Genomic DNA, 11,096 nt, shown 5'->3' with positions numbered 1-11,096 from the left:
TGATTTTCATTGAGTATAAGGAGGAAATCATGTACCATATCAAAGAAGCTGCGCAGCTTTCAGGTGTCTCTGTCAAGACCCTGCACCACTATGACAAGATAGGACTCTTGGTTCCCTTAAAGTCGGAAAACGGCTATCGAACTTACAGTCAAGAGGATTTGGAACGCCTTCAGGTCATTCTTTACTACAAATATCTAGGCTTTTCTTTAGAAACAATAGCAGAGCTGTTAAAGGAAGAAAGAATAGATTTATTGCCCCATTTGACTAGGCAGTTGGACTATCTAACTCGAGAAAGGCAACATCTGGATACCTTGATTTCCACCTTGCAAAAAACCATTCAAGAACAAAAAGGAGAAAGAAAAATGACCATTGAGGAAAAATTCACTGGATTTAGCTATCAAGATCATCAAAAATATCACCAAGAAGCGGTAGAGAAATATGGACAAGAAGTCATGGATCAAACTCTAGAGCGACAAAAGGGTCGCGAAGATGAGTCTACGGTCGCCTTTAACCAAGTCTTTCAAACCTTAGCACAAAATCTTCAAGCTGGTTTACCTGCAACAGCAACTGAAAACCAAGAGCAAGCAGGCAAGCTCTTGCAAGCCATTTGTACTTATGGATTTGACTGCTCTATTGAAGTCTTCGGATATATCGGTAAAGGATACGTCTATAACCCTGAGTTCAAGGAGAATATTGATAAATTTGGCCCTGGAACAGCCCAGTACACATCAGATGTGATTGCCCACTATGTTGAAAAACAGAGCAAATAAAATAATCGGCGGAGGACTCTCCGCCGATTATCTGCTATTTTAAATCATAAAGCCAGTCGTCACCGTCTTTATAGTAGAAGAATTCACTGAGATCATCTTCCAAAAAAACACGAAGCATATCAGACATATCATTGGTTGCAAGTTTTAGATGAGATAGATTTTCAAACTCTTCCCACCAGACCTTTCCTTCGTCTGAAGACTGGAGCTCACCAGTAAAGTGTTCGGTCTTGTAAAAAAGGACGACATAACGGTAATCCTCATCATCGTACCAGTCCTTGATGCTACAGAGTTGGGGTTTAGAAATGGTTAGACCCGTTTCTTCTCTCACTTCACGAATGACAGCATCGACAAAGGATTCGCCACGTTCAACATGTCCGCCAGGAAAAGTAATGCCAGGCCAGTCAGGACTAACTCGATCTTGAACTAGGACCTTATCCCCGTTTTTAATCATACACATGTTAACAAATTCGACTGATTCTCTTCTGTTCATTTTTTACAACCTTTGATATTTAATCATAATGTAGACTTCCTGCTACCCATCCGGTGCAGAGGGCAGAAGTGATGTTAAAGCCACCTGTGTGGGCATTGATATCTAGTACCTCGCCAGCAAAGTGAAGTCTGGGAACCAATTTACTTTCCAGTGTTTTAGGATTGATTTCCTTGAGACTAACACCTCCTTTGGTCACAAAGGATTTAGCCAAGGACATCTTACCAGTCACCGGGATTTTGAGGGCCTTGATAGACTGGACAAGTTGGTCGCGTTCCTTTTCAGTTAGCTGTTTAACTTTTTCAGGATAGCCTTGAACAAAGAATTCTGCCAAGCGTTCAGGTAGCATGGTTTTTAAAGCATTTTTCAAGGATTTTTCACGGTTTTCTTCAAGAAATGATAACAATTCACTTTCAGAAAGTTGTGGCAAAACATCTAGGGAGAGGATTTCGCCACCCTTGACAAAACTAGACATACGCAGAGCAGCAGGACCTGACAAACCAAAGTGGGTAAAGAGCAGATCATGAGTGATGACATGCTTGCCATAGCTTAGAGTTACATCGTCTAGTGAAATTCCCTGCAAGGCCTTATGCGGGAAATCCGTCAATAAAGGACTTTCAGCGGCCTCAAGCTCGGTAATAGTGTGTTTGAAATGACGAGCAATCTCGTGGCCAAAACCAGTAGATCCAGTAGAAGGATAGGATTTTCCACCAGTTGTGACAATGAGTTTATCACAAGTAAAGGTCTGATCTGCAGACTTAAGGATAAACTGGTCGTCTATCTTTTTAACCGAAACAATCTCTGTTTGAGTAGCAATTTGCCCACCTAGTTCCGTAATTTTCTTCTCCAGAGTCTCGATTATGGTACGAGATTTATCGCTGGCTGGAAAGACACGTCCGTGGTCTTCGACCTTCAGTTTGACTCCATTATCCGTAAAAAAGTTGATGATATCATGGTTGTCAAACTGGGAGAAAACACTGTATAGAAAGCGTCCATTTCCAGGGATGCCAGCTAGTAGGTCATCTAGAGTTCCGTTGTTAGTCACGTTGCAGCGACCACCACCTGTACCAGCTAATTTTTTTCCGAGTTTCCGATTTTTTTCGATGAGAAGGGTTTGCTGGCCATAAAAGCTACTAGAGATTGTAGCCATCATACCAGCAGGGCCTCCTCCGATGACAATAGTATCAAAATGTTTCATAAAAGTATTGTACCACAAAAAAACAAGAGATGATTAGACATCTCTTGTCAGATTTATTAGTTGATTTCGTATCCCATGAGGAGCCCACCTTCTTCCGCATAGAAACTGCAGAGTCCAGAAGTTGGGATGATTTTAATGTCAGCTTGTGGGTATTTTTCTCGTAAGAGCTCTAAAAGCTGTTGACAGAATTTTTCATTGCTGCGGTGAGCCATGACGATACGTCCACCAGCATAGCCAGCTTTGATTAACTCTTCATAGGCAGCTTGAAGAGATTTTTTAGCACCACGAGCCTTTTGGAGGAGTTCCAAGGTTCCAGTTTCACTTGCTTCCCCAACCATACGAATATTGAGGAGCCCGACAACTGTACCAATAAGCTTGCTTAAACGGCCGTTTTTAACCAGGTTATCAACCTTAGCAAGAACGAACAACAACTTCGTTTTTTCTTGGTAAGTAGTAATAACTTCAACCACTTCTTCAAAAGAAAGTCCTTGGTTAATCAAGTCATTGATCTTTTCGACGATTAGGTCAACTTCCCCACCAGCTGATAAGCTATCGATGACATGAATCTGAGTATTAGGGTGTTCTTCGAGATAGATATTCTTAGCTAATTGAGCACTATTGTGGCTACCAGAGAGAGTTCCAGTGATAGTCACTACAAAAATATGTTTGGCGCCTTCGAATGCTCGTAAGTAATCATCAGGACTAGGGCAGGCTGATTTTGAAGCTTCAGAAGTCGCATACATAGTTTCCATCATCTTATCGATATCCAAATTGGCATCATCGACAAAGACTTGATCTGCTACCTGAATTGTTAATGGAACACTGACAAATTCAGTATCAAAAGCAGGGTTTTCCAGTTGGCGATAATCACAACCAGAGTCAGCTACAATCTTCCAAGTCATAGAAATTCTCCATCTTTATCACTTATACATTGACAAAGGTTCTGTCTTTTTTTACAATTATATCATGAAAGCTCTTGAAACAAAAGTAATACCACTCTGTTGTTACAAGTATAAAGGAAGTGTTATGGCTGAACGTAAAATATCTGAAAAATCGCTTGAAAACCTAAGAAAATCAAATCAAGAATCTAATTTGCTAACCAGAGAAGCGATTGAAACAGCTCTTTTGCAACTCTTGGAGAAAAAAGAGCTGGCTAAGATTAGCATTTCTGAGTTAGTCAAGCGTGCTGGCGTTTCTCGTGCAGCTTTTTATCGAAACTATGATTCAAAAGAAGAGATTTTAGAAAGTGTCTTTAAACGTAGCGTCCATAACATCATGGAGCAATTGAGTCATTACGATGTTAAAACAGACCTTTATCTCGTATGGGTTCACCTCTTTAGAGAAGCCAAGAAAGAAGCCAAAATTATTCAGCTTGCCCTAGACTATCACTTAGAAAAAATCTTTGTGCAAGCCATGCAAGAATTTCTAGAAAAATACTATGGAAAGTCAAAAGGTGTCAGTTCTTATCTGCATTCATTTTGGAGTTCGGCCATCGTATCGGTCTTGCTTAAATGGATCAAGGATGGGATGAAAGTGCCCGCTGAAAAAATTGCAGATTTACGCCTACCATTCTTTAAAAAATAGACTATTAGGAGAGAAATGATGTCAGATAAAAGACTTGCTTGGGACGAATATTTTGCGGCACAAGCCCTATTGATTGCCAATCGATCAACCTGTAAACGCGCAAAAGTTGGAGTTGTTCTTGTAAAGGATAACAAAGTGATTTCAACAGGCTACAATGGATCTGTTTCAGGGACTGAACACTGTATTGATCATGCCTGCCTTGTAATAGAAGGGCATTGTGTTAGAACCCTACATGCAGAGGTGAATGCTATTTTACAAGGGGCTGAACGAGGTATTCCAAAGGGATTTACTGCCTATGTTACGCATTTTCCTTGTCTTAACTGTACAAAACAGCTACTTCAAGTAGGTTGTCAACGTGTTGTTTATATCAACCAATACCGTATGGATGATTATGCTCAATACCTTTATCAAGAAAAAAAGACGGAATTAACCCATCTACCACTTGAAACAGTTCAGTCAGCTATTAGGGAAGTAAATTTGATTTAGAATCAAAAAAAGAATGGTTTCAAAAGATTTTTGAACCATTTTTTGATATAATTAGAAGAATAAATTGAAAGAAGGAACTCACAAATGGGAAAACTTGAAGTTATTAATCATCCACTGATTCAACACAAATTATCAATCTTGCGTCGCACTGACACTTCTACAAAAGCTTTTCGTGAACTAGTAGATGAGATTGCAATGTTGATGGGATATGAAGTGCTTCGTGATCTTCCACTTGAAGATGTAGAAATTGAAACACCGATCACAAAAACAGTTCAAAAACAGTTGGCTGGTAAAAAATTGGCGATTGTCCCAATCTTGCGAGCAGGTATTGGTATGGTTGATGGACTATTGAGTTTGGTTCCAGCAGCAAAAGTTGGTCACATTGGTATGTACCGTGACGAAGAAACCCTTCAACCAGTAGAATACTTGGTAAAATTACCTGAAGATATTGACCAACGTCAAATTTTTGTAGTTGATCCTATGTTAGCTACAGGTGGTTCGGCTATCCTCGCTGTCGATTCCCTTAAAAAGCGTGGAGCTTCCAATATTAAATTTGTGTGTTTAGTTGCAGCTCCAGAAGGTGTGAAGGCACTTCAAGCAGCACACCCTGATGTAGAAATATTTACTGCAGCCTTGGATGAACGCTTGAATGAACATGGTTATATTGTTCCTGGCTTAGGTGATGCTGGGGACCGCTTGTTCGGAACTAAGTAGGACACTAAAAAAGGATTATACACATCAAAAAATTGACCTTTTTTGACTAACGAGGTATAATAACCTCATTGTCAGTAGACAACTACTAAATTTAAAAGATCAAAAGGAGAAATGAATGATTCCTGTAGTTATTGAACAAACAAGTCGTGGAGAACGTTCGTATGATATTTACTCACGACTTCTTAAGGACCGCATTATCATGTTGACTGGACCAGTCGAAGACAATATGGCAAACTCAGTCATTGCTCAATTGCTCTTCTTGGATGCTCAAGATAGTACAAAAGATATTTACCTTTATGTGAACACTCCTGGAGGTTCTGTATCAGCTGGTTTAGCGATTGTTGACACGATGAACTTTATCAAGGCTGATGTCCAGACTATTGTCATGGGGATGGCGGCGTCAATGGGAACTATCATTGCATCTAGTGGTGCTAAAGGTAAACGTTTCATGCTTCCAAATGCAGAGTATATGATTCACCAGCCAATGGGTGGAACTGGTGGTGGTACTCAGCAGACTGATATGGCTATTGCAGCTGAACACTTGCTTAAAACCCGTAAGACTTTGGAGCAAATTCTTGCTGATAATTCTGGTAAATCTGTTGAACAAATTCATAGAGATGCTGAACGTGATTACTGGATGAGCGCTCAAGAAACATTAGAATATGGTTTCATTGATGAGATTATGGCAAATAATTCTTTGAACTAATAAACCTTAAAAGCAAACTCGACTGAGTTTGCTTTTTTTGATATAATAAAAGGAAGATTTTTAAAAGGAAGATATATTATGTTTAAAAAAGAAAATCGTTCTGGTTTGATTGTCTATCTTTATTATAATCGTGACGTAAAAAAGCTCCAAAATTTTGGAGATATCTGTTATCATTCTAAAAAGCGTCGTTATATACAGCTTTATGTTCCAACAGAAGAAGTAGCAGAATTGGTAGAACGTTTAGAAAAAGAAAAATTTATTAAAAAAGTAAGAGTTTGCCACATTCAAGAACTAGAAACTCCTTTTGTTGGAAACCTTTATCGAAAGGAAGAAAACGTTATCATTTAAAAAATACAAAAAAAGTATTGACAATTTTCTGATAATTCGGTATATTCTTAACATCTTATTAAAAATGAACTTAAGAAGGAGACAAATTATGAAGAAAAAATTCGCATTATCGCTTGTTGCACTTGCAAGTGTAGCTGTTTTAACAGCTTGTGGTGAAGTGAAATCAGGAGCATCGAACGCAACTGGTAACCCAGTAGATGAAAAAGTTATTAAAATTGGTTTCAACTTTGAAGAGACTGGAGCAGTAGCTGCTTACGGTACATCTGAACAAAAGGGTGCTCAACTTGCAGTTGATCAAATCAATGCTGCTGGTGGTGTTGATGGAAAACAAATCGAAGTTGTAGATAAAGATAACAAATCTGAGACTGCTGAAGCAGCTTCTGTTTCTACAAACCTTGTTACTCAATCAAAAGTAGCAGCTATCGTAGGTCCTGCGACTTCTGGAGCAACTGCTGCTGCAGTGGCAAACGCTACTCAAGCTGGTGTACCATTAATCTCGCCAAGTGCTACTCAAGATGGTTTGACAAAAGGACAAGACTTCCTATTTATTGGAACATTCCAAGATAGCTACCAAGGTAAAATCATCTCAAACTATGTAGCTAATAAATTGAGTGCTAAGAAAGTTGTTTTGTATACTGATAACTCAAGTGACTATGCTAAAGGTATTGCAAAAGCTTTCCGTGAATCATTTAAAGGTGATATCGTAGCTGATGAAACATTTGTATCAGGAGATACAGACTTCCAAGCAGCTCTTACAAAAATCAAAGATAAAGAATTTGATGCAATCGTATTACCAGGTTACTACACTGAAGCAGGTAAAATTGTAAACCAAGCTCGTGGTATGGGTATTGACAAACCAATCATCGGTGGTGATGGTTTTAATGGTGAAGAGTTTGTTCAACAAGCAACAGCAGAAAGAGCATCAAGCATTTACTTCATCTCAGGTTTCTCATCAACAGTTGATGTTTCTGACAAGGCAAAAGCCTTCCTAGAAGCTTACCGTGCTAAATACAATGAAGAGCCTTCAACTTTTGCAGCACTTGCATATGACTCAGTTTACCTTGTAGCAAATGCAGCAAAAGGTGCTAAAACATCTGTAGAACTTAAAGATAATCTCGCTAAAACTAAAGACTTTGAGGGTGTAACAGGAAAAACAAGCTTCGATGCAGATCACAACACTGTTAAAACTGCATTCATGATGACTATGAATAATGGTAAAGTTGAAGCGGCAGAAGTCGTACAACCATAAATTAAAGATAACGAGAATGGGGAATGAGCTTTTTACTCACTCCCTGTTTCGGTATTTTAGAAGCAATTTATATCCTAAAAATTATTATTAGAAAGAGTGAACTATATGCTCCAACAACTTGTTAATGGTTTAATCCTGGGTAGTGTTTATGCATTATTAGCCCTTGGATATACCATGGTTTATGGAATTATCAAGCTCATCAACTTCGCCCACGGCGATATTTATATGATGGGAGCTTTTATGGGCTATTTCTTGATTAACTACCTACAATTAAATTTCTTTGTTGCCCTACTTCTATCTATGGTCGGTACAGCTATTCTGGGTGTTGTTATTGAGTTTCTAGCTTATAGACCTTTACGAAATTCAACTCGTATCTCAGTTCTGATTACAGCGATTGGGGTATCTTTCCTGCTTGAGTACGGGATGGTTTATTTCGTTGGTGCCAATACACGCGCCTTCCCTCAAGCAATCCAAACAGTTCGTTATGACTTGGGTCCAATTAGTCTAACAAATATTCAATTGTTGATTTTGACTGTTTCAATTGTTTTGATGATTCTTTTGCAACTCATCGTGCAAAAAACAAAAATGGGGAAAGCCATGCGTGCCGTATCTGTAGATAGTGATGCAGCTCAATTGATGGGGATCAACGTAAACCGTACAATCAGTTTCACCTTTGCCTTAGGTTCAGCTCTGGCTGGTGCAGCAGGTGTCTTGATTGCCCTTTACTACAACTCTCTTGAACCATTGATGGGAATGACTCCAGGTATTAAATCATTCGTGGCTGCCGTTTTAGGTGGTATCGGTATTATTCCTGGTGCAGCTCTTGGAGGTTTTGTAATCGGACTATTGGAAACTTTTGCAACAGCCTTCGGAATGTCAGATTTCCGTGATGCTATCGTGTACGGAATCTTGCTATTGATCTTGATTGTTCGTCCAGCAGGTATCCTTGGTAAGAATGTGAAAGAGAAGGTGTAAACAATGAAAGAAAATTTAAAAGTTAATATTCTCTGGTTGCTCCTTTTGTTGCTTGGATATGGTGTGATTAGTTTATTAGTTTCGTTTGGTATTTTAAACCTTTTCCATATTCAGATTCTAGAACAGATCGGTATCAATATTATCCTAGCAGTGGGACTTAACCTGATTGTTGGTTTCTCTGGGCAATTTTCACTAGGTCATGCTGGATTTATGGCTATTGGTGCCTATGCAGCAGCCATTATCGGTTCTAAATCCCCAACCTATGGAGCCTTCTTTGGTGCTATGCTTCTTGGAGCACTTATCTCAGGATTAGTAGCTTTAGTGGTTGGGATTCCAACTCTTCGCTTGAAGGGGGATTATCTAGCAGTTGCGACACTTGGTGTTGCTGAAATCATTCGTATCTTTATCGTCAACGGTGGAGATATTACTAATGGAGCAGCTGGTATTCTGGGTATTCCAAACTTTACAAATTGGCAAATGGTGTACTTCTTTGTGGTTATCACCACCATCGCAACTCTAAACTTCCTTCGAAGTCCGATTGGTCGTTCAACTCTAGCTGTTCGTGAAGATGAGATTGCAGCAGAATCAGTTGGAATCAATACAACAAAAATCAAAATAATCGCTTTTGTATTTGGCGCTATGACTGCAAGTATTGCGGGATCTCTTCAGGCAGGATTTATTGGCTCTGTTGTACCTAAGGATTATAGCTTTATTAACTCTATCAACGTCTTGATTATCGTTGTATTTGGTGGTTTAGGCTCTATTACAGGTGCTATTGTTTCAGCTATTGTATTGGGAATTATTAATATGATTCTCCAAGATGTAGCAAGTATTCGTATGATTATCTATGCCTTAGCTTTGGTGCTTGTAATGATTTTCAGACCAGGTGGCCTTCTTGGAACATGGGAATTAAGTCTATCTCGTTTCTTTAAAAAAACTAAGAAGGAGGAACAAAACTAATGGCATTACTTGAAGTAAAACAGTTAACCAAGCATTTTGGTGGTCTAACAGCTGTTGGAGATGTAACTCTAGAATTGAATGAAGGTGAACTTGTTGGTTTGATTGGACCAAACGGAGCTGGGAAAACAACTCTTTTCAACCTTTTAACAGGTGTTTATGAGCCAAGTGAAGGAACAATTACATTAGATGGTCACTTATTAAATGGCAAGCAACCCTATAAAATTGCCTCTCTTGGTCTAGGTCGTACTTTCCAAAATATTCGACTTTTTAAAGATTTAACTGTCTTAGACAATGTTCTCATTGCTTTTAGCAATCATCATAAAAAACATGTTTTTGCTAGTTTCTTACGCTTGCCGGCATTTTATAAAAATGAAGAAGCATTAAAATCCAAGGCTATCGATTTGCTTAAAATCTTTGACTTGGATAGGGATGCTGATACTTTAGCTAAAAACTTAGCTTATGGTCAACAACGCCGTTTAGAAATCGTTCGTGCCCTCGCTACAGAACCAAAAATCCTCTTTTTGGATGAGCCTGCAGCGGGTATGAATCCACAAGAAACAGCCGAATTGACAGACCTTATTCGTCGAATCAAAGAAGAATTCAAAATTACCATCATGCTTATCGAACATGATATGAACTTAGTAATGGACGTTACTGAACGTATCTATGTACTCGAGTATGGCCGCTTGATTGCTCATGGAACACCTAGTGAAATCAAGACCAATAAACGTGTTATCGAAGCTTATCTAGGAGGTGAGGCCTAATGTCTATGTTAAAAGTTGAAAATCTATCAGTGCATTATGGCATGATCCAAGCTGTTCGTGATGTGAGTTTTGAAGTAAACGAAGGAGAAGTAGTATCCCTTATCGGAGCAAATGGAGCTGGGAAAACAACCATTCTTCGTACCCTTTCAGGTTTAGTCCGTCCTAGCTCTGGTAGAATTGAGTTTTTAGGACAAGAAATTCAAAAGACACCAGCTCAGAAAATTGTTGCATCAGGACTTTCTCAGGTTCCAGAAGGCCGTCATGTCTTTTCAGGTTTGACTGTTATGGAAAACCTAGAAATGGGAGCTTTTCTTAAGAAAAATCGTGAAGAGAACCAAGCTAATCTGAAAAAAGTCTTTTCACGTTTTCCACGTTTAGAAGAACGTAAAAACCAAGATGCGGCAACTCTATCTGGTGGGGAACAGCAGATGCTTGCCATGGGTCGTGCACTCATGTCAACACCAAAACTCCTTCTTTTGGATGAACCATCAATGGGACTTGCTCCGATTTTTATCCAAGAAATTTTTGATATTATCCAAGATATTCAAAAACAAGGGACAACAGTTCTCTTGATTGAGCAAAATGCTAATAAAGCACTTGCTATTGCAGATAGAGGATATGTACTAGAAACAGGAAAGATTGTCCTATCAGGAACAGGAAAAGAACTGGCAGCATCAGATGAAGTCAGAAAAGCATATCTAGGTGGCTAAAACAATCCAGTGGATTGTTTTAGTCGGCGGATAGAGAATGCCTCTAATCCTCTATCTCACCAGAAAAAATTAAAAACGAATGAAGAGTTATTTCTTTCATTCATAGAGCTCATTTTAAGAGCTCTTTTTTGTAAGGTCATCAGAG

The 11,096-nt window shown here is 38.9% G+C and carries 14 protein-coding genes; 11 read left to right on the top strand and 3 right to left on the bottom strand.

What is annotated here, in order from left to right; translation table 11 throughout:
* Window positions 1-29 precede the first annotated feature (29 nt).
* Entirely contained in the window at window positions 30-770 is a 741-nt protein-coding gene (locus tag FN031_RS04290; RefSeq protein WP_142557892.1) for a MerR family transcriptional regulator, read from the top strand.
* Between the two features lie 34 nt (window positions 771-804).
* Here the strand turns inward: FN031_RS04290 and FN031_RS04285 are convergent, their stop codons facing one another.
* Genes FN031_RS04285 through FN031_RS04275 form a run of 3 tightly spaced genes read right to left on the bottom strand, consistent with a single transcriptional unit; the run spans window position 805 to window position 3,357 of the window.
* Complete coding sequence (locus tag FN031_RS04285) at window positions 805-1,260, bottom strand: 8-oxo-dGTP diphosphatase (RefSeq protein WP_142557891.1); 456 nt, start codon at window positions 1,258-1,260, stop codon at window positions 805-807.
* 19 nt (window positions 1,261-1,279) lie between these two features.
* On the bottom strand, window positions 1,280-2,455 hold the full coding sequence (locus FN031_RS04280; RefSeq protein WP_142557890.1) for a BaiN/RdsA family NAD(P)/FAD-dependent oxidoreductase: 1,176 nt from the start codon (window positions 2,453-2,455) through the stop codon (window positions 1,280-1,282).
* A 56-nt stretch (window positions 2,456-2,511) separates the two neighbouring features.
* Window positions 2,512-3,357, bottom strand: a complete 846-nt coding sequence (locus tag FN031_RS04275; RefSeq protein ID WP_142557889.1) for a DegV family protein — start codon at window positions 3,355-3,357, stop codon at window positions 2,512-2,514.
* A gap of 124 nt (window positions 3,358-3,481) precedes the next feature.
* Here FN031_RS04275 and FN031_RS04270 point away from each other — a divergent pair, with 124 nt between their 5' ends.
* From FN031_RS04270 to FN031_RS04225, 10 genes are all read left to right on the top strand, one after another.
* Complete coding sequence (locus FN031_RS04270; protein ID WP_142557888.1) at window positions 3,482-4,039, top strand: TetR/AcrR family transcriptional regulator; 558 nt, start codon at window positions 3,482-3,484, stop codon at window positions 4,037-4,039.
* An 18-nt stretch (window positions 4,040-4,057) separates the two neighbouring features.
* Entirely contained in the window at window positions 4,058-4,525 is a 468-nt protein-coding gene (locus FN031_RS04265; protein WP_142557887.1) for a deoxycytidylate deaminase, read from the top strand.
* Between the two features lie 84 nt (window positions 4,526-4,609).
* Window positions 4,610-5,239 carry a uracil phosphoribosyltransferase gene (gene upp, locus FN031_RS04260; RefSeq protein ID WP_142557885.1) on the top strand — a complete coding sequence of 210 codons (630 nt, stop codon included), beginning with the start codon at window positions 4,610-4,612 and terminating at the stop codon, window positions 5,237-5,239.
* A gap of 115 nt (window positions 5,240-5,354) precedes the next feature.
* On the top strand, window positions 5,355-5,945 hold the full coding sequence (gene clpP, locus FN031_RS04255) for an ATP-dependent Clp protease proteolytic subunit ClpP (RefSeq protein WP_142557883.1): 591 nt from the start codon (window positions 5,355-5,357) through the stop codon (window positions 5,943-5,945).
* Window positions 5,946-6,023: 78 nt separating this feature from the next.
* Window positions 6,024-6,293 (top strand): YlbG family protein, encoded by a 270-nt coding sequence (locus FN031_RS04250; RefSeq protein WP_142557881.1) that lies wholly within the window; start codon window positions 6,024-6,026, stop codon window positions 6,291-6,293.
* 88 nt (window positions 6,294-6,381) lie between these two features.
* Window positions 6,382-7,542 (top strand): ABC transporter substrate-binding protein, encoded by a 1,161-nt coding sequence (locus FN031_RS04245; RefSeq protein ID WP_142557879.1) that lies wholly within the window; start codon window positions 6,382-6,384, stop codon window positions 7,540-7,542.
* Between the two features lie 105 nt (window positions 7,543-7,647).
* Entirely contained in the window at window positions 7,648-8,517 is an 870-nt protein-coding gene (locus FN031_RS04240; RefSeq protein WP_142557877.1) for a branched-chain amino acid ABC transporter permease, read from the top strand.
* A gap of 3 nt (window positions 8,518-8,520) precedes the next feature.
* Window positions 8,521-9,477, top strand: a complete 957-nt coding sequence (locus FN031_RS04235) for a branched-chain amino acid ABC transporter permease (protein WP_142557875.1) — start codon at window positions 8,521-8,523, stop codon at window positions 9,475-9,477.
* Entirely contained in the window at window positions 9,477-10,241 is a 765-nt protein-coding gene (locus FN031_RS04230) for an ABC transporter ATP-binding protein (RefSeq protein ID WP_142557873.1), read from the top strand. Before FN031_RS04235 ends, FN031_RS04230 begins: the two co-directional genes overlap by 1 nt.
* Window positions 10,241-10,951 carry an ABC transporter ATP-binding protein gene (locus tag FN031_RS04225; protein ID WP_142557871.1) on the top strand — a complete coding sequence of 237 codons (711 nt, stop codon included), beginning with the start codon at window positions 10,241-10,243 and terminating at the stop codon, window positions 10,949-10,951. The genes FN031_RS04230 and FN031_RS04225 overlap by 1 nt, the downstream gene beginning before the upstream one ends.
* The last annotated feature ends 145 nt before the right edge of the window (window positions 10,952-11,096 follow it).

It is taken from the genome of Streptococcus mitis, from assembly GCF_902159415.1.
GTDB lineage: Bacteria > Bacillota > Bacilli > Lactobacillales > Streptococcaceae > Streptococcus > Streptococcus mitis_BG.
This window is presented reverse-complemented; position numbering and strand designations above follow the sequence as displayed.